Annotated in this window: 14 protein-coding genes; 11 read left to right on the top strand and 3 right to left on the bottom strand. The window is 68.6% G+C overall.

The annotated features are described in order from the left end of the window. Positions 1–18 precede the first annotated feature (18 nt). Complete coding sequence (locus tag CYFUS_RS19880; RefSeq protein WP_095986654.1) at positions 19–879, bottom strand: tRNA pseudouridine synthase A; 861 nt, start codon at positions 877–879, stop codon at positions 19–21. A gap of 66 nt (positions 880–945) precedes the next feature. Here CYFUS_RS19880 and CYFUS_RS19885 point away from each other — a divergent pair, with 66 nt between their 5' ends. The 5 genes from CYFUS_RS19885 (at position 946) to CYFUS_RS19905 (ending at position 7,885) form a co-directional block, all read left to right on the top strand. Further along, positions 946–1,893, top strand: coding sequence for an AgmX/PglI C-terminal domain-containing protein (locus CYFUS_RS19885; RefSeq protein WP_095986655.1), 948 nt, complete (start codon positions 946–948; stop codon positions 1,891–1,893). A gap of 55 nt (positions 1,894–1,948) precedes the next feature. Then, complete coding sequence (locus tag CYFUS_RS19890; RefSeq protein WP_095986656.1) at positions 1,949–2,581, top strand: hypothetical protein; 633 nt, start codon at positions 1,949–1,951, stop codon at positions 2,579–2,581. Positions 2,582–2,787: 206 nt separating this feature from the next. Further along, positions 2,788–4,065 (top strand): ATP-dependent Clp protease ATP-binding subunit ClpX, encoded by a 1,278-nt coding sequence (gene clpX / locus CYFUS_RS19895; RefSeq protein WP_002623737.1) that lies wholly within the window; start codon positions 2,788–2,790, stop codon positions 4,063–4,065. A 180-nt stretch (positions 4,066–4,245) separates the two neighbouring features. Continuing rightward, the gene (locus CYFUS_RS19900; protein ID WP_095986657.1) at positions 4,246–5,082 is read left to right on the top strand and encodes an oxidoreductase; all 837 of its coding nucleotides are present in this window, start codon (positions 4,246–4,248) and stop codon (positions 5,080–5,082) included. Between the two features lie 310 nt (positions 5,083–5,392). Continuing rightward, the gene (locus tag CYFUS_RS19905) at positions 5,393–7,885 is read left to right on the top strand and encodes a kelch repeat-containing protein (RefSeq protein WP_095986658.1); all 2,493 of its coding nucleotides are present in this window, start codon (positions 5,393–5,395) and stop codon (positions 7,883–7,885) included. A 155-nt stretch (positions 7,886–8,040) separates the two neighbouring features. Here the strand turns inward: CYFUS_RS19905 and CYFUS_RS19910 are convergent, their stop codons facing one another. Continuing rightward, the gene (locus CYFUS_RS19910; protein ID WP_095986659.1) at positions 8,041–9,558 is read right to left on the bottom strand and encodes an Hsp70 family protein; all 1,518 of its coding nucleotides are present in this window, start codon (positions 9,556–9,558) and stop codon (positions 8,041–8,043) included. 347 nt (positions 9,559–9,905) lie between these two features. Here CYFUS_RS19910 and CYFUS_RS19915 point away from each other — a divergent pair, with 347 nt between their 5' ends. The 6 genes from CYFUS_RS19915 to CYFUS_RS19940 all read left to right on the top strand — a co-directional run bounded on the left by CYFUS_RS19915 (position 9,906) and on the right by CYFUS_RS19940 (position 18,487). Further along, entirely contained in the window at positions 9,906–12,167 is a 2,262-nt protein-coding gene (locus CYFUS_RS19915; protein ID WP_095986660.1) for a PrkA family serine protein kinase, read from the top strand. A gap of 137 nt (positions 12,168–12,304) precedes the next feature. Further along, entirely contained in the window at positions 12,305–13,195 is an 891-nt protein-coding gene (locus CYFUS_RS19920) for a S1 family peptidase (RefSeq protein WP_095986661.1), read from the top strand. Positions 13,196–13,249: 54 nt separating this feature from the next. Beyond that, entirely contained in the window at positions 13,250–13,714 is a 465-nt protein-coding gene (locus CYFUS_RS19925; RefSeq protein WP_095986662.1) for a deoxycytidylate deaminase, read from the top strand. Positions 13,715–13,947: 233 nt separating this feature from the next. Continuing rightward, positions 13,948–14,625: a histidine kinase dimerization/phospho-acceptor domain-containing protein gene (locus tag CYFUS_RS19930; protein ID WP_095986663.1), complete on the top strand. Its 678-nt coding sequence runs from the start codon at positions 13,948–13,950 to the stop codon at positions 14,623–14,625. A gap of 77 nt (positions 14,626–14,702) precedes the next feature. After that, positions 14,703–16,136, top strand: a complete 1,434-nt coding sequence (nla6, locus tag CYFUS_RS19935; protein WP_095986664.1) for an enhancer binding protein Nla6 — start codon at positions 14,703–14,705, stop codon at positions 16,134–16,136. A gap of 338 nt (positions 16,137–16,474) precedes the next feature. Then, a complete protein-coding gene (locus CYFUS_RS19940; RefSeq protein ID WP_095992122.1) occupies positions 16,475–18,487 on the top strand; it encodes an ArsA family ATPase in 2,013 nt (670 codons plus the stop codon). Between the two features lie 40 nt (positions 18,488–18,527). Here CYFUS_RS19940 and CYFUS_RS19945 read toward each other — a convergent pair whose 3' ends face one another. After that, entirely contained in the window at positions 18,528–18,986 is a 459-nt protein-coding gene (locus CYFUS_RS19945; RefSeq protein ID WP_095986665.1) for a hypothetical protein, read from the bottom strand. Positions 18,987–19,004: the final 18 nt, after the last annotated feature.

Below are 19,004 nucleotides of genomic sequence, written 5' to 3' on the forward strand. Positions count from 1 at the left end.
ACCGCTCATCGGCCCTGCTCAGGCCGCCTGGACGTCCGCCTCTTCGGGACTACTGATGAAGGGCGGCTCGAGCGGCAGTCGCGGCGGCCGGGCGCGCTCCTCGTGTGGGAACGGATCCTTGTCGGCCGGGTAGCGCACCTCCCAGAGCAACAAGCCCTGGGCGGGGGCCTTGAGCCCGGGGATGGAAACGCCCGTGTCGAGCGCGGCGCGATAGTGCTCCTCGGACAGGCCCCCGGCGGCGGTGAGCAGGGCGGTGCCCACCAGGTAGCGCACCTGGTAGCGCCCGAAGCCATCCCCCTTCAGCCGCGCCTCGAACAGACCGCCGCCCAACGCGTGCAGGGTGGCCGACTCCAGCGTGCGCGGCTTGCGCAGGCTGGAGTTCTCGTGGAACGCCCTGAAGTCACGGCATCCCACCGCTGCCCCGAGCAGCTCCGCCACCCGCTCCGGCGTGGGCACGTGGCCCTCCAACCGGGGCTCCTGACGGGCATCCATCGCGAACGGCCGCCAGGCCTCGGCCACCTCACCCCCCAACTGGACGCGGTAGCGGTACTCCTTCCCGCTGGCACTCCATTGAGAGTGGAAGCCCTCTGGTGGACGCCGGGCCACGCACAACCCCAGGTCCGGGGGCAGGTGGGGTGGGAGCCTTTCCGACAGCATCTCCGAGGTGTAGCAGGGAGGCAGGCGGAGGCTGGCCACCTGCATGCGGGCATGGACGCCGCGGTCGGTGCGGCCCGCCGGCATGATGGGGTAGGGGACACCCGCCTTGCGCAGGGAGTCCTCGAGTACTTCCTGGACGGTGGGGCCCTCGGGCTGGCGCTGGAAGCCCCGGAAGGTCGTGCCTCGATACCAGATCCACAGGGCGGCAGGCGTGCGTTTCATGAAGGGTCGAGGAGGGGCGGCAGGGGCGTTGCGGTAGCTCGCGGAGCCTAGGATACTTCGCGCCTCATGTCGGCCGCACAAGACCTCCACGTTCCCGAACAGGCCCAGCCTCCCTCTCAATGGCTCTATCGCCAGGGAGATCTCGTCCTCGGGCCCCTGACCGGCCAACAGCTGGTGGACAAGCTCTACGCGGGAGGCATCACCGGCGACACCGAGGTGTCCTCGTCGGGCCCGAGTGGCTTCCGCAAGATCAAGGATCTGGAGCCCTTCCAGCTGCACGTGGCCCAGGCGGTGGTGAAGCTGCGCGTGGAGGAGGAGGCCCGGGCCGCGCGGGCGCGCCGCAACCGGCAGCAGGCGGTGGCTGGCGCCATGACACTCGGTCTGTTCTCCGCGCTCGGCTTCGGCGCCTGGCAGCTCTCGCGCTACGCCGCCGTGTACCTGCCGGGTGGCGGCGAGGAGTTCTCCCTCCAGGTGGACCCGCCCGTCATCACCCCCGCGCGCCGCTCCATTCCCGAGGAGCTCTTCGACTACCCGGGCGAGCCCAAGCGCGCCCCGACGCGCCCCGTCGAACCCGCGCCGGACAAGCCCGCCGCGGTGGACGCGCCCACGGGCGACAAGCCGCCAGAGAAGGTGGCCTCCGTGGAGCCCAAGCCGGGCCGCAAGAGCGGCGGCCGTCCCACGGGCCGTGTCTCCACGGACCCCGACGGCCTGTCCACCGAGGTCAACTACGACATGGGGGCCATCAACCGGGTGGTGAAGGCCCAGCAGGGCACGCTCAGCCACTGCTTCAAGGAAGAGGTCGAGCGCAGCCCGGGCTTCGCGGCCAAGGTGCCGCTGGAGTTCACCATCGGCAACGACGGCCGGGTGGCGCAGCTGTGGATCGACAACCCCAAGCTCAAGAAGGGGCCGCTCTTCGACTGTCTGCTCGGCGAACTGAAGAAGTGGCCCTTCAAGGCCTACACGGGGGAGCGCGCCACGGTGAACCTGGCGTTCACCATCGGCAAGAAGCGCTAGGGGGGCGGCGGGCCGCTTTTTTGCCCCTCCCGTCTTCCTGACGGATACAGGGTGCATGCTCTCTGTAGCCGAAGCCGACATCGACAAGAAGGCCGCCTCCGTGCCCCCGGGCACCTTCCGCCACACCGTGCTCGTGGCCGCCAAGCGCTTCAAGTCCACCTGGGCGGAGCTGGGCAAGCTGCTCGTGCAGGTCAGGGACGAGAACCTCTGGGAGCCCTGGGGCTACGCCTCCTTCGAGGCCTATTGCCTCAAGGAGCTGCACATCAAGAAGCAGACCGCGCTCAAGCTCACGCGCTCCTTCAGCTTCCTGGCCCGCCACGAGGACGCCGAGGAGGTGGCCCAGCCGGAATTCCCCCAGAAGGCCCCCCCCTTCGAGGTCATCGAGGTGCTCGCCGACGCCGAGGAGCGGGGCCAGCTCTCCCCCCAGGAGTACCGTTCACTCCGTGACAGCATCTGGGACGCCGACAAGCCCGTCAGCGAGCTGAAGCGGGAGGTGACCGAGCGCTTCCCCCGGCCCCCCCCGGAGCCCCCTCCGGAGGGCATTCAGGTGAAGAAATTGGCCCAGATGGCGCGTAAGCTGGCGGCCGAAGTGTCCGGATGTCGGCGAGTCCCCCACGCCGTCGCTGAGCGGGCGAGCGCCCTGGCCCAGGATCTCGAGGAGTGCGCTTCGAGCGTGAATGACGCCTGAACGAGTGTTACTCAACGCTGACCTCGTCCAGCGGTGCACAAGCCGATGGGCGCCACATTCGGGATGGGCTTCCTGTGGATTCGGGAGGCGCCTATATTTCGCTCGACGGTTGTTCGCGACGTGGGCAGCCGGGCGACTTGGGTGTGGTGAGGGTGTCGGCTAGGCAGGCTCCGGGGGACCGGGGTCGGTAGAACTCGGAGGCGGCAGTGAAGAAGGAGCACCACGTCAACCTGTCCTGCTCGTTCTGCGGCAAGTCGCAGCGCGAGGTCCGCAAGCTCATCGCGGGCCCCACGGTGTACATCTGCGACGAGTGCATCAAGCTGTGTAACGACATCATCGCGGACGAGAACGAACGCGAGGAGGGCAAGCCGCAGGTCAGCCTGCCCACGCCGATGGAGATCAAGGCGTTCCTCGACGACTACGTCATCGGCCAGGACCAGGCGAAGAAGGTCCTGTCGGTCGCCGTGTACAACCACTACAAGCGCATCTACCAGAAGAAGCCGGCGGCCCGGCCTCGTCCGGGGATGAAGCCCTCGGGCTCCGAGGACGTGGAGCTGAGCAAGAGCAACATCCTGCTCGTGGGCCCCACGGGCAGCGGCAAGACGCTGCTGGCCCAGTCGCTCGCGCGCTTCCTCAACGTTCCCTTCACCATCGCCGACGCCACCAGCCTCACCGAGGCCGGCTACGTGGGCGAGGACGTGGAGAACATCATCCAGAACCTGCTCCACAACGCCGACTACGACGTGGAGAAGGCGGCGCGCGGCATCGTCTATATCGACGAGATCGACAAGATCGCGCGCAAGGGTGACACGCCGAGCGCCACGCGCGACGTGGGCGGCGAGGGCGTGCAGCAGGCGCTCTTGAAGATCATCGAGGGCACGCGCGCCAACGTCACGCCGCGGGGTGGCAAGAAGTACAACCAGCAGGAGTACGTGCAGGTTGATACGACGAACATCCTGTTCATCTGCGGCGGCGCCTTCCACGGCATCGACGGCGTCATCAAGCGCCGCGTGGGTGAGAAGGGCCTGGGCTTCGGCGCGAAGATCACCCACCGCGAGGAGCGCAGCGTGGGCGAGCTGCTCGCCATGGTGGAGCCGGAGGATCTGATGAAGTTCGGGATGATTCCCGAGTTCATCGGCCGTCTGCCGGTGGTGGCGACGCTCAACGACCTGAAGGAAGAGGATCTCATCACGATCCTCACCCAGCCCAAGAACGCCCTCATCAAGCAGTACCAGAAGCTCTTCGAGATGGAGAAGGTGAAGCTGACCTTCACCAAGGAAGCGCTCAAGGCGATCGCCCGCGAGGCCATGCGTCGCAACTCCGGAGCGCGCGGCCTGCGCGCCATCCTCGAGGACGCCATGCTCGACATCATGTACGACGTGCCGTACCGGGACGGCGTGAAGGAGTGCAAGATCACCGAGACGGTGGTGACCAAGCACGACGCGCCCCAACTGGTGCTGGAGAAGGAAAAGAAGTCGGCGTGAGTGTCCGCCAGGGCCTCCCTTGCCTCTCCCCTTCCGGGGGGAGGAGGGCGGGGGAGTGTCCCGGGCGATTGTATCGCTCCCGCTTCATGGCCTCTTCGATTCTGTCCCGATTCTGAAAGAGCGCCGCCGCGGCAGATTGACCTCCGTGGGTGCGACTTCCGCACCTCGCTGGAGGCGGTCATGGCTCGGAAGATCTGGTTCATCACGGGAATCTCGCGCGGTTTCGGCAAGGCGCTCGCCCAGGCGGTGTTGGCCCGGGGAGACGTCGTCATCGGCACGACGCGCGATGGCGCGGCCGGGCTCGACGCGGGGGCGGGAGCGCTGCACGTGTTGCCGCTGGAGATCACGGACAAGGCGGCCATCGCGAGCTGCGTCGAGCGGGCCTTCGCGCTGCACGGGCACGTGGACGTGCTGGTGAACAACGCGGGCTACGGCCTGCTCGGGGCCATCGAGGAGTCGACGGAGGAGGAGACGCGGCGCGTCTTCGACGTGAACTTCTTCGGCCCGCTGGCACTCATCAAGGCCGCGCTGCCCTGGCTCCGGGCACGAGGCCGCGGGCACATCCTCAATGTCTCGTCCATCGCGGGGCTGGCGCCCATGGCGGGCTCGGGCCTCTACGCCGCCGCGAAGTTCGCGCTGGAGGGCATGTCCCAGTCGCTGGCGCAGGAGCTCGCGCCCCTGGGCATCCGGGTCACGCTCATCGAGCCCGGAGCGTTCCGCACCGACTTCCTGTCGGCGCACTCCATCCGCAAGGCGGACACGTCACTCGAGGCCTACGCCGGAACGAGCGGCAAGGCGGTGCGGTACCTGGAGCAGCTCGAGGGCCGGCAACCGGGAGATCCCGAGCGCGGCGCCCGCGCCATCCTCCAGGCCGTCGATGCGCGGACACCCCCCATGCACCTGGTGCTCGGGTCGGACGCGCTCCAGCGCTCGCGCGCGCAGGTGGCCCTCATGAGCCGCGAGCTGGACGCCTGGGAAGCCCTCTCCCGGAGTACGGACTTCCCCTCGGAGGCGTGAGCCCCTCCCTCCGAGCTGGGGGGCCCTGGTGGCCACTGTAGGTGTGGTGCGCTCATTCGCGCGGGTTGAGCCCCCGCGCTTTCGCGCCCACCTTCTCGCGCCAGCGGCTCCGCCCCCTCTCGAGAACCTTTCCCGCTCTCGTGACTTCATGGAGACTCGCGTCAAACCAGTTTTCCTGGAATTTTACATAAGTGTGAATGTGTTGAAATTTATCAATTTCACTTGAATTCGGAAAGTTCCTTTGTTAAACCGGGCTCGTCCTCCAGGGCCAATGCGATGGGCCCGGGTTCCACGCGGCAAGGGGAAACACATGAAGACGAGCGCGAAGAGCCGAAGCACGCGGCGCATGAATCGGCGGGTGATGGGTAGTTCGGTGGCGCTGGCGTTGTCGACGCTGGTGGCGTGTCAGGGGACGGCCGACGAGGCGCCCTCGGAGTCGGGCGAGGGACTCACGGCGGATGGCTCCCAGGCGCTGGTGTCCTCCGCGATCGCGCCGACGCTGAAGTGGGCGTGGACGGGCAGCGAGGTGCTTCCCGACTACAAGCAGGTGATGACCACGCCGGTGGTGATCGACCTCAACCGGGACGGCGTGCCGGACATCGTCTTCAGCACGTTCGCGGGCTCGAACTACAGCAGCGATGGCGTGCTGCGCGCCATCAGCGGCGACGACGGGCACGAGCTGTGGACGGTGACGGAGTCGACGCTGCGCGTGAAGGCGGCGGCGGGCCTGACGGCGGGCGACCTCGACGGAGACGGCCGGGTGGAGGTGTGCGCCATCCCCGAGAACGGGCGCGGCGTCATCTGCTTCACGAATGAAGGTGCCTTCAAGCTGCGCACCCCCGAGGGGGCGTACGACTACAACGAGTGGGGCGGCCCCGCGCTGGCGGACCTGGACGGTGATGGCCAGGTGGAGATCCTCGACGGCAACCGCGTCTACACCGCCACGGGCGCGCTCAAGTGGGTGGGCTCGGACGGCATGGGTGGGGCGAAGTACACCGGCCCCAACGCCTTCGCGGCGGACATCGATCAGGACGGCCGGCAGGAGCTCATCAACGGCCGCTCCGTGTACCGCGCCGATGGCTCGCTGCTGTGCGCTCCCTCCACCGTGCCCCACGGCTTCGCCGCGGTGGGCAACTTCGACGCGGATGCCCAGGGCGAGATCGTCGTGGTGGGACGTGAGCAGGTGAGCCTGGTGGACGACAACTGCACCGTGCTGTGGAGCGTGGCGGTGCCGGGTGGCGGCCACGGTGGCGTGCCCAACATCGCCGACTTCGACGGCGACGGGCAGCCGGAGATCGGCGTCGCTGGCAACAACCTCTACAGCGTGCTGGAGGCGGACGGCACGGTGCGCTGGTCGCGCCCCATCCGCGACCTGAGCTCCGGCAAGAACAGCTCCACCACCTTCGACTTCGACGGTGACGGCAAGCTCGAGGTGGTCTTCACCGACGAGACGTACCTGCGCATCTACGACGGCGCCACGGGCACGGTGCTCTTCGAGACGAAGAACAGCTCGGGCACCACGCACGAGGGCCCCGTGGTGGCGGACGTGGACGGGGACTACCAGGCGGACATCGTGGTGGGTGCCAACAGCCACGCCTACCCGGGCTTCAACGGCATCCGCGTGTTCCACGGCGAGGGCTGGCGCAGCGCCCGCCGCATCTGGAACCAGCACGCCTACTCGGTGACGAACATCGAGGATGATGGCTCCATCCCCGCCCAGCCGGTCGCCAACTGGCTCACCGAGGGGCTGAACACCTTCCGCTCCAACGGCCCCGGGCCGGCCGCCCCCTACTGCGCGCCGGGCGCCTGGACGTCGGCGCCCAGCCTCGCCGCGCCGCGCATCCTCCACACCGCCACGCGGCTGACCGATGGGCGCGTGCTGGTGCTGGGCGGCTTCAGCCGCACCTCCGAGGTCTTCAACCCCTCCACCAACACCTGGTCCAACACCGGCAACACCCGCACCACGCACCGCTACCACACGGCCACGCTGCTCAATGACGGGCGCGTGCTCGTGGCGGGCGGCGATGGCGCCAACGCCACCTCCTCGGCCGAGGTGTACAACCCGGCCACGGGCTCCTGGTCGGCCACGGGCAACCTGAGCACCTTCCGCATGCGCCATGCCGCCGCGCGCCTCAAGGACGGACGCGTGCTGGTGGTGGGCGGGCAGAACACCGCGGGCGGCGCCGCGCTCGCCTCGGCCGAGCTGTACGATCCGGCCACGGGCACCTGGTCCTCGACGGGCAGCCTGAACCAGGCGCGCTACACCTTCACCGCCACGGCGCTGTCCAACGGCCGGGTGCTGGTGGCGGGTGGCTCCAACGGCGGGGCGAACCTGTCCTCGGCCGAGGTGTATGACCCGGCCACGGGTCGCTGGACGGCGGTGGGCTCCATGGCCCACGGGCGCCTGGATCACTCGGCCACCGCGCTGTCGGGCAGCAAGGTGCTCGTGGTGGGCGGCGAGGCGAACGGCACGGTGAACGGCGCCACCGCCGAGCTGTTCGACGCGGCCACCAACACCTGGTCGCCGGCCGGCAGCCTCTCCACGCCCCGGCGGGATCACACGGCCACGCTGCTGCCCTCGGGCGCGGTGCTGGTGGCGGGCGGCTACAACCCGAAGAACTCGGGCATCCTCACCACGGCCGAGCTGTTCGATCCCTCGCGCCGCACCTGGTGCCCGGCGGCCAGCATGAGCACGGACCGCTACTACCACACCGCCACGCTGCTGCTGGATGGCCGCGTGCTGGTGGTGGCCGGCAACAGCAACACCAACCAGGGCGCCGTCGAGCTGTTCCAGCAGCAGTAATCCCGACGCTCGGGTGTGGTTTCAGGCCCCGGCCTGGGTGCGCGACGCGCTCCCTCGCCGGGGCCCGGCTTTTGCGGGCGAGGCCCACGGACGCGCGGAGTCCACCGGAAAGGGAAGGGGTGAGGAAGGGGCGGGGGCGAAGCGGGGCGGAGGCGTCAGGAGCTGACGCGCACCGTGGTGGTCATCTCGCGGCCCGTGGCCGGATCTCGCGCGCGCATGGTGAGGATGCCTTCCACGTTCACGTCGAAGGTGATCTCCACCTGCACCGAGCCGGCCTTGGCCGGGCGGATGCCGGAGAAGGTGAACTCGCCGAGCAGATCGTTCCTCGCCACCTGCTCGTGGTCCCCCTGGAAGATGCGCATGGCCAGCTCGGTCTGGCTGTCGCGGCTGGTGGTGGCCACGAGCTGCTTCGCATTGGGAATGGGCGCGTTGCGCGGGAAGACCGTGTGGAAGGCCCCTCCGGCGCGCTCCAGGCCAATGGCCATGGGAATCACGTCCAGCAGTTGCAGGCGCAGGCTGGAGTTGTCCTCCAGGCTCTTGGCGTAGAGCGCCGCGCCCACCGCCACGGCCTCGTCCGGGTGCACGCCCTTGCTCGGCGTCTTGCCGAAGAACTTCGTGAGCCGGTCCTGGACAATCGGCATGCGCGTCTGGCCGCCCACCAGCAGCACCTCGTCGATGTCCTTGGTGGACAGCCCCGAGTCCACCAGCACCCGCGCCACCATCTGCAGGGTGCGGTCCACCAGGTGGTTCGTGAGCTGCTCGAGCATCTTGCGCGTGAACTTCATCTCGATGTTCAGGGGCTGGCCCTGCGACGTCATCGTGATGAAGGGGATGTTGAACTGGACGTCGTCGCGCGCGGACAGGTCGATCTTCGTGCGCTCGGCCAGGTCCTTGATGCGCTGCATCGCCACCGGATCCGTCGCCAGATCGAGGCCCGTCTTGGACGCGAAGTCCTTGAGCACGTGGTGGATGATGGCGTTGTCGAAGTCGATGCCACCCAGGAACACATCGCCGCCGGTGGCCTTCACCTCGAAGACGCGGTCGCGGATCTCGATGATGGACACGTCGAAGGTGCCACCCCCGAGGTCATACACGAGCACCTTCTTGTTGACGCTCTTGCCCGCGCCATACGCCAGCGCCGCCGAGGTGGGCTCGTTGATGATGCGCACCACCTCCAGATCGATCAGCTTGCCCGCCTCCTTCACCGTCTGACGCTGCCGGTCGTTGAAGTACGCGGGCACCGTCACCACCGCGCGCTTGATGGGCGTCTTGAGGTAGTTGGCGGCCACGTCGCGGATTTTGTTGAGGATCTTCGCGCTGATCTGCTGGAGGGAGAACTCCTTCTTGCCCACGTCCAGCAGGACTTCGTTCTTCTTGCCGGGGCGCATCGAGTACGCCACGACCTTCTTCATCTCCGTGACGACGTCGCTCTGGAAGGAGCGCCCCACCAGCCGCTTGGAGCCGTAGATGGTGTTCTTCGGGTTGAGCTGCCACTGGCGCTTGGCCTCGTAGCCGATGAGCTCGTTGCCCTTGTCGTCGATCGCGAAGATCGAGGGAATAGTGTACTCGCCTCCTTTGTAGGGGATGAGTTTCACGTTCCCACCGTCCTCGACGATCGCGGCGCACGAGTTGGTCGTGCCGAGGTCGATGCCGATGATGGGATCCTTTTGCATCGCGCGTGAACTCCGGGGAAGTGGGCGGCGGGGCGGGGGGCGCGCCCCCGCTTATCAAGTCGCGACGTTAGTGCAACTTCACGGGAGCGCGCGAGCGCGAGGTCTCCTTTGGCCCGTCGGAGGGGGAGGCGCCAGGGGGCGGGAGCCGGTGGGACGGGGGACGAGCCCGCCCGGGGGGTGGGGGGAGGGCCGGCGGAGAGCAAGGCCCCGGACACAAAGCGACGAGGACCCTGGACTTCGCGCGGGCCGGGAGGAAAGGTCTGAGGGCCCCCGGCGTTTCGTGGCGGCGGCCCGCCCAGGTTGATTCGAGTGGGTTCCCAACATCCAGGCATAGGAGGAGAAGACCCGTGGAAGCCAAACGATACCTGCAGGAAGTGGGCGCCCAGGTGTCAGACGACTTCGTCAAGAACCGCTCCATCCTCTCCTTCGAGGAGTACCTCACGCTCTTCATGGCGGAGCCTCGAGGCCAGGCGCGCAATGCCGCCCAGTACTTGCGCGACGTGATGGACTCCTTCGGCACGGAGACCGTGACGCACCCCACCGGGAAGATGCGCCGCTTCAAGGTCTTCGACGTGCCCGCCAGCGACCGGGACGGCCGGGTCGCGGGCCAGGAGGAGGTGCAGAACGCCGTCTACCGGATGCTCGGCAACTTCACGCGCGCCGGCCGCATCAACAAGCTCATCATGATGCACGGCCCCAACGGCAGCGCGAAGTCCACCTTCGTCAACGCCCTCAAGGCCGGCATGGAGCACTACTCGCGCCAGTCCGAGGGGGCGCTCTACCACATCAGCTGGATCTTCCCCTCGGAGAAGCTCGTCAAGGGCTCCATCGGCTTTGGCGGCGAGCGCATTCCCGCCACCAGCGGGGACCTGTCCACCTACGCGCACCTGGACGCCGACTCCATCGACGTGCGCATCCCGTGCGAGCTGAGGGATCCCCCCCTCTTCGCCATTCCCCCCTCCGAGCGCCAGCGCCTGCTGGAGGGCGCGCTCAAGAAGAAGGGCGTGGGCACGGGAGACGGGCAGGGCGAGGGCGACTTCGTCCTCTCCGACTTCATCCTGCACGGAGAGCTGTGCCACAAGTGCCGCAGCATCTACACGGCGCTCCTGGCCAACTACAAGGGCGACTACATGCAGGTGATGCGCCACGTGCGCGTCGAGCGCTTCTACATCTCGCGCCGCTACCAGGAGGGCACGGTGACGGTGGAGCCGCAGATGAGCGTGGACGCCATGTACCAGCAGGTGTCCGCGGACCGGGCCAAGCTGCTCAACATGCCGCCCGCGCTGCACAACGTGGCGCTCTTCGAGCCCCAGGGCGCGCTCGTGCACGCCAACCGCGGCCTCATCGAGTACTCGGACCTGCTCAAGCGCCCGCTGGAGGCCTTCAAGTACCTCCTGGGCTTCAGCGAGACGGCGCAGGTGCCGCTCGAGCACTTCGTGCTGCAGCTCGACGAGGTGCTCCTCGCCTCGTCCAACGAGAAGCACCTGGGCGCCTTCAAGGAGCTGCCCGACTTCGCCTCGTTCAAGGGCCGCATCGAGCTGGTGCGCGTGCCCTACCTGCGCCGCTACAAGGCGGAGCAGCAGGTGTACGACGCGCAGATCACCCCCACCACCGTGGGCAAGCACGTGGCCCCGCATGCCACCGCGGTGGCCGCCATGTGGGCCGTGCTCACGCGCCTGAAGAAGCCCATCCCCGACCGCTACCCGCCCGGGGTCAAGGAGCTGGTGGATCAGATCACCCCGGTGGAGAAGATGTTCCTGTACGAGGACGGGGTGGTGCCCGACAGGCTCAGCCTCGCGCACGGCAAGGAGCTGCGAAAGCTGCGCGCGGACATGTACGAGGAGTCCGACGCCTACCCCAACTACGAGGGCCGCAGCGGCGCGAGCGCCCGGGAGATCAAGACGGCGCTGTTCAACGCCGCGCAGCACCCGGACTACAAGTGCCTGCACGCGCTCGCGGTGTTCGAGGAGCTGGAGGCCATCTGCAAGGACAAGAGCGTCTACGAGTTCCTCCTGCAGGAGGTGGTGGACGGCTACCATGACCACGAGGAGTTCGTGCGCGCGGTGCAGGCCACCTACCTGGACAAGGTGGACGAGGAGGTGCGCGAGTCCATGGGCCTCGTCTCCGAGGGGCAGTACCGCGAGCTCGTCGAGCGCTACGTCTACAACGTGAGCCACTGGGTGAAGGGCGAGAAGATCCGCAACCGCCACACCGGTGCCATGGAGCGCGTGGACGAGCAGCGCATGGCGGAGATGGAGGCCATCGTCATGCCCAAGGGCGAGGATCCGGGCGAGTTCCGCCGGGGGCTCATCTCGCAGATCGGCGCGCACAAGCTCGACCATCCGGACGACGCGGAGATGGACTACCCGCGCATCTTCCCGGACCTGTTCCGCCGCCTGCGCGACCACTACTTCGAGGAGCGCAAGCGCGTGCTGCGCCGCAACAAGGAGAACGTCCTCAAGTACCTCTCCGAGGACCGCGGCACCCTGTCCGCGCGCGAGCAGGCCCAGGTGGAGAGCACCCTGAAGACGATGAGCGAGCGCTACGGCTACTGCGAGCACTGCGCCAAGGACGCCATCCTCTTCCTCATGAAGAAGCGCTACGGCTGAGCGGCTGCTGGGCGGCCAGGGGAGCCGACGCAGGGGGGGCGGGATGCTTTCCGGTGGGGCCTCGAGGGGGGAAGATCCTTGGGGCCTCACGGTTGGAAACTCCGGCCCTCTCTCCCTTGTACCCTCCTGGAGCCTCGATGAAGCGTTTCTCCCTCGGCCTGCCCGGCCTGCTCGCCCTGTTGTCCTGCGCGGCCACCTCGGCCTCGCCCGTGGCCTCCGCCCCCGCTCAAGGGGCGAGGACGGACAACACTCCGCCCGAGGTGGCGCGGCCCGTGGAGGTCCCCGCGCCGCGGCTGTCGCGCAAGGCGCAGGTCCAGCGCATCCTCCCGCACAACGTGCGGCTCGCGCTGCTCGAGGGCGAGAAGGTCCGGAGCACCGCCTCCGGGGTGGTGATCGGCAACGAGCAGACGCCCCAGGGGCCCGTCAGCTACGTGCTCACCAACGCGCACGCGGTGGACACGCGGGAGCTCGAGCACCCGGGCCTCGTCGTCATCGTGGACGCGCGGGCCGATTCCACCGAGTACCGGGCCGAGGTGGTGGCGCTCGGGGCGGTGCCAGACATGGACCTGGCGCTGGTGAAGGTGCCCGGCCTGCAGCGCACGCCCGCGCGGCTCGCCACGGACGCGGAGCTGGAGATGGGGGAGGACGTGGTGGTGGCCGCCTCGCCCTTCGGCCGCGCCCTGTCGCTCTCCGGCGGCATGGTGTCCCAGGTCGAGTGGGACAAGGAGAGCAAGCGGCCGCGCATGGTGAAGACGGACGCGCCCATCGGCTATGGCGCCTCGGGCGGCGGCATCTTCAGCCTGGAGTCCGGCAAGCTGCTCGCCATCGTCGAGGGCTACCGCACCGCCAAGGTGGGCTTCGCCGTGGCCGAGCAGAACTTCAGCTTCGATGTGCCCATGCCCGGGGAGACCTTCGCCGCGCCGGGCGCCAAGGTGCGCCAGTTCCTCGCGCAGCGGGGCTTCTCCCGGCTGCTCGCCGAGGAAGCGGGTGGCCCGGGCCCGGCGGGTGCCCAGACCGCCAGCCGCTAGTCGCGAAACTCGACAGGGGGCGCCTCCACGGTACATCCCACGGGGGAGGCGCATATGGGCAACCGCAGTTCGTGGGATCAGTACTTCATGGACATCGCGCGGCAGGTCGCCAGCCGGGCCACCTGTGATCGCAAGCACGTGGGAGCGCTCCTGGTGCGAGATCGCACGATCCTCTCCACGGGCTACAACGGCTCCATCCGGGGCATGCCCCACTGCTCGGACGTGGGCCACCTGATGGAGAACGGCCACTGCGTGGCCACCGTCCACGCCGAGGCCAATGCCATCATCCAGGCGGCCAAGAACGGCGTGCGCATCGACAGCGAGCGCGACAAGCCCACCACCCTCTACACCACCGCCAGCCCCTGCTGGCCGTGCTTCAAGCTGATCGCCAACTCGGGCGTGAGCCGCATCGTCTATGGCGAGTTCTACCGGGATCCGCGCATCTTCGAGTACGCCGCTCGGCTGAGCATCGAGCTCGTGGGTCCCGGGCCGGAAGAGCAACCCTCCGAGCGTCGATAAACGGCACCGGATGTCCAGCGGCGCACGGACCTCGAGTGCATGGGCACTCGAAGGCAGGAGAAGCGTTCGCGAGACAACATCCCGAGGGCCGAGTGGCAGACGCTTGGTGTGGGAATTCCTATCGCCCGGCAAGAATTACCGGTCCAGGGTTGACGGTAATAACGCCAGTCCCTAAATCCTCGAAGCGACGGGGCGGCGGGAGTGACGGGCGCCAGTCAACCTCAGGAGAATCTGTGATCAACTCCACGGCTGCGAATAGCGGCGCGCCCCCGGTGCGCGAAGTGACGGAGACGGTGGTGGACGCCGCGCGCTACAGCACGGTGCCCTCCCTGATGGACAGCCTGCTGCACGATGTGCGCAATCCCTTGAACGCGATGTCCATCCATCTGGAGGTGTTGACCGAGAAGCTCAAGGTCGACGGCCAGGTGCCGCCCTCGCAAGAGAAGAACCTCAAGTCCATGCGTGAACAGATTCAGCGCGTGGACGGCATTCTGCGGCGTTTCGCGGAGTTCATCGTCAGTCGCCCCGGAGGTGCCGGGGACGCGGACCTGTCGGAGACGGTGACACGTGCCATGGAGGTTCTGTCGCATGAGAGCCGCAAGCGGCGGCTCCAGGTGCGCCCCACGCTCGCTCCCGGAGTCCGGGCGCGGCTGGCGGACATCGGGGAGCTGGGCTTCCTCGTGGTGCAGGCGCTGACGCGGGCCTATGGCCGCTCGGAGGCGGGGCACGAGGTCACGGTGACGGTGCGCAGTGAGGACGCGAAGGCGGTGTTCGAGGTGGTGGACGCGAACGCCGCCGGGGTGGTGGGGAGCAGTGAGGCCTCGGCCGCCCTGGAATTGCGGTGTGCGCAGCTCGGTGTGGAGCTGCATCTGCTGGCCGGCACCTGCCGGTTGAGCTTCCCGCTCGCCTGATCCCAGGCGGCGGGGTGGTCTGAAGCTTTCTTCTCCCCTCTTTCTTCACCCGATCAGTTTTGATGTCTGGAGGTCCCGTGGGCAGCGCGCGAATTCTGGCCGTGGACGACGAGCGCGATTCATGTGAGGCGCTGGCGGAGATGTTGACCGCCTGGGGTCACAAGGTGGAGACCGCCTTCGACGCACACGAGGCCTTGCGCAAGGCGGGCGAGTTCCGTCCGGACGTGGTGCTGTCGGACCTGGCGATGCCGGAGACGGACGGTCTGGGGTTGTTGCGCACGCTGCGCGACGAGCTGCCGGACTGCCCGGTGGTGCTGCTCACCGGCCACGGCACCATCGACGCCGCGGTGGCCGCCATCCGCGAGGGCGCCTACGACTTCATCGTCAAGCCGGTGGACACCGCGCGCCTCAAGGTCTGCATCGACCGTGCGCTGGAGAAGAAGGAGACGCTGCGCGAGGTGCAGGGCCTGCGCCGGCGCCTCAAGCAACTGGGCGCCACGGACTTCATCGGCCAGTCGGCGGTGATGCGCAAGGTGTTCGATCTCATCGAGAAGGTGGCCCCCTCCAAGGCGAGCGTGGCCATCTCCGGTGAGTCCGGCACGGGCAAGGAGGTGGTGGCGCGCTCCATCCACAACCTGTCGCAGCGGCGCGACAAGCCCTTCGTCGCCATCAACTGCGCCTCCATCCCCGCCACCCTCATCGAGTCGGAGATCTTCGGCCACGAGAAGGGCGCCTTCACCGGCGCGGATCAGCGCCGCCCCGGCGTGTTCGAGCTGGCCCACGGCGGCACGCTCTTCCTGGACGAGCTGGGTGAGATCCCCATCGAGCTGCAGGCCAAGCTCTTGCGCGTGCTGGAAGAGGGGAAGCTGCGCCGGCTGGGCGGCAAGGTGGAGCTCGAGGTGGACGTGCGCGTGCTGTGCGCCACCAACCGCGATCTCAAGAAGGAGATCGAGGCCAAGCGCTTCCGCGAGGATCTCTACTTCCGCCTCAACGTCTTCCAGATCCACCTGCCGCCCCTGCGCGAGCGCCGGGACGACGTGCCCATCCTCGTGCAGCACTTCGTGGAGAAGTTCCGGGGGGACTCGGCCAAGCGCGTGACGGGCGTGCACCCGGACGCCATGGAGACGCTCAAGAACCACGACTGGCCGGGCAACATCCGCGAGCTGCGCAACGCCGTGGAGCGCGCCGTCATCCTCTGCGATGGCGAGCTCATCATGCGCGAGCACCTGCCGCCCGACATGGCCGGCAAGAGCCCCGAGCGCCACACCTTCCGGCTGCCCTACGGGCTGTCGCTCGACGCGGTGGAGCGCGAGTACATCCTCGGCAGCCTCCAGCGCAACAGCAACAACAAGGCGCGCACGGCGGAGATCCTCGGGGTGAGCGAGAAGACGCTCTACAACAAGCTCAACCGCTACGCGGCCGAGGCCCGCCAGGGCAAGGGCGGCGAGGGCAATACCCTGTCGTCGGGCCATGGCGGCTCGCTCATCAACAACGGCCCCGAGTTCCGCTGAGCGGACTTCGTGGACCCCCATCGCCAGGCCTACCTCACGGGTGGGGTCGCGGGCGGTGGGGGACGCGTGGATCGGGCGGCCGGGCAGACGGGTGTCCGGCTTCACGGTGGTCTTGTTTTGAGTGATGACACGCTGCGTTGGGTGAGGGGGTGACGGCCCGGTCTCTGCTTGACTCACAGGGTCGCGACGGGCGATCCTTCAGGTCACACCACACCCCATGCGGCAGCCGGTAGGACTGTTCCCCACCCGGACAGAGATCCAGCGAGCCCTGTTCATGACCGTCCCCGAGAGGACGGAGGCGGGCTCGGCCGAGGGGTGTCAAGGAAGGCCATGTGTTCATGAGCGACGCACGAGTTCTTCACTTCTTCGGCGGCAAGGGTGGGGTGGGAAAGACCACACTCGCGGCGGCATACGCCCTGCGGCTGGCGGATGAAGCGCCCAAGGAGCGGGTGCTGCTCGTCTCGTTGGATCCGGTGCGTTCGTTATCGGATCTGCTGCGCAAGCCCCTGACGGGCAAGCCGACGAAGCTGGAGGCCGAGGAGACGGAGCCCGTGAAGGAGGCCCCCAAGGCCAAGGGCAAGGGAGCCAAGGCGAAGCCGGACGGCGGCGTGTGGGCGATGGAGCTGGAGCCGGGCGCGCTGGGCAAGTCCTTCGTGAGCAAGTACGCGTCGGCGCTGCAGAAGGCGGCGGGCAAGGGCACCCACCTGTCGGAGGACGAGCTGGGCAAGCTGTACACCCAGGCCACGCCGGGGCTCGAGGAGCTGCTGGGGTTGATGTACGTGGCGGAGCTGGCGGAGAGTGGTGAGTTCGATCGCGTGGTGGTGGACACCGCGCCCACCAGCCACACGCTGCGCGTGTTCGACATGCCGGTGGGCCTGCGCAAGTTCCTGGGCCTCGTGAGGGTGGGCTCGGAGCGGGGCTCGGGCGGCAAGGGCAAGAAGGCCGCCGCCGCGGTCGAGGAGCCCGGGTTCCTCGAGGAGCAGCTGGCGCGCGCGGAGAAGCTGCTCGCGCTGCTGAAGGATCCGGCGCGCACGGCCTTCCACCTGGTGGCGCTGGCGGAGCCGGTGCCCGAGGCCCAGACGCGCATGTACTTCGCGCAGCTGCGCGAGCGCGGCCTCCCCGTGGTCGAGGTGGTGGTCAACCAGGTGGAGGACAAGGAGGGCTGTGCCGCCTGTCTGGGCCGCCGCGGTCTCCAAGCGCCGCACGTGCGCAAGTACCAGGCGCTGGACAAGAACGTGCCGGTGCACCTGGTGGGCCGGCGCGAGGTGGCGCCGCGGGGCCTGGAGCTGCTCAAGCCCTTCGCCCAGGAGTGGGCGAGTGGCAAGGAGACCAAGACGCTGGAGTTCGCCGCCGCCGAGGGGCCTCCCGCCCTGGTGCGCGCCCCGTCCATGCCGCCCATCGCCGCGCCGCCGCTGCCGCCCACGCGGCTCATCTTCTTCGTGGGGCAGGGTGGGGTGGGCAAGAGCTCCTGCGCCGCCGCCGCCGCCGTCACGCTGACGGAGAAGGAGGGGCCGGTGCTCCTCATCTCCACGGATCCCGCGCACTCGCTGTCCGACGTGCTGCAGAGCCGGCTGACGGACGTGGAGACGCAGGTCAAGGGCACCAAGGGCCTGTACGCGCGCGAGCTGGACATGGCCGGCTGGTTCAACGCCGTGCGCAAGCGCTGGAAGGAGAAGGCGGAGAAGGCCTACGAGGGCGCGCCGAAGACGGGCAACGACGTGCCGGTGGATCTGCTGCTCTTCCGCAACCTGCTCGACGCGGCCCCCGCGGGCATCGACGAGCTGGCCGCCCTGTCCTGTCTGACGGATGCCCTGGTGCAGGAGCGCTTCAAGCGCATCGTCGTGGACGGCGCCCCCATGGTCTCCACCCTGCGCGTGGTGGAGCTGGTGGACACGGCCCGGAGCTGGTTCGGCGCCCTGCAGAGCGTGCTGTCCAAGCACAAGTCCAAGGGCCTGGGTGAGCTGGCCGAGGACATGGCCGGCTTCCTCAAGCACATCAAGCGTTTCGAGGAGGCCCTGGCCTCGCCCACCGAGTCGCGCTTCGTCGTCGTCACGCGCGGCGAGGAGCTGGCGGCCGAGCGCTCCGAGCGCCTGGTGCAGTACCTCAAGGATCGCAAGCTCCAGGTGGAGCGCGTGCTGGTCAACCGCGTGGGGCCCAAGGCGGACTGCCCCAAGTGCGAGAACCGGCGCAAGAACGAGCTCAACGCGGCCAAGAACATCGAGAAGACGATTGGCCTGCCGGTGACGGTGGCGCCCGCCCTGGGTCGTCACCCCGCCGGCCTGCGCGAGCTCAAGGCGTTCCGCACCGCCTGGTACGCCCTGAGCGCCACCGCGAAGACGAAGGCGGCCTGATCGGCCGCCGTGCCCCTCTCCCTCGCCGGGAGGGAGTGCTTCAGCGCAGGTGCAGCCCGCCCATGTTGCGCAGCACGCGCGGCAGTTGGTAGCGCAATCCCTCCAACAACGGGTGCGTGGGCCGTGGGCGGAGCACCTGGGGCAGGGCCTGGCCCTGTTCGAGCTGGAGCGCGATCGCCGGGCCCGCCAGCATCAGGCAGAGCGCCGGGACGATGCACAGCCCCACCGGCACCACCGTCGCGCCCACCAGGTGCAGCGCGCGCCGCGTCGCCGAGGGCCGCCCCGGCAGCGCCGTCAGCGTGCTCAGGCACCCTGCGAACAGCGCACCTCCGAGCAGCCCCAGCAGCGCCGCCAGCAGCCAGCTCGCCCCGCCCAGTGGCGTGCCCAGCACGGGCTCGACGACGCCGGGCGCCGACGCCGCCAGCAGGAAGGCGAAAAAGAAGGGCGTCAACGCCACCAACGCCACCAACCCCCACTGCCGTCCCTCGAGTCTCACCATCCCCACCACCTCCCCAAG

This window comes from Cystobacter fuscus (assembly GCF_002305875.1).
In the GTDB taxonomy this organism is placed as follows: Bacteria; Myxococcota; Myxococcia; order Myxococcales; family Myxococcaceae; genus Cystobacter; species Cystobacter fuscus_A.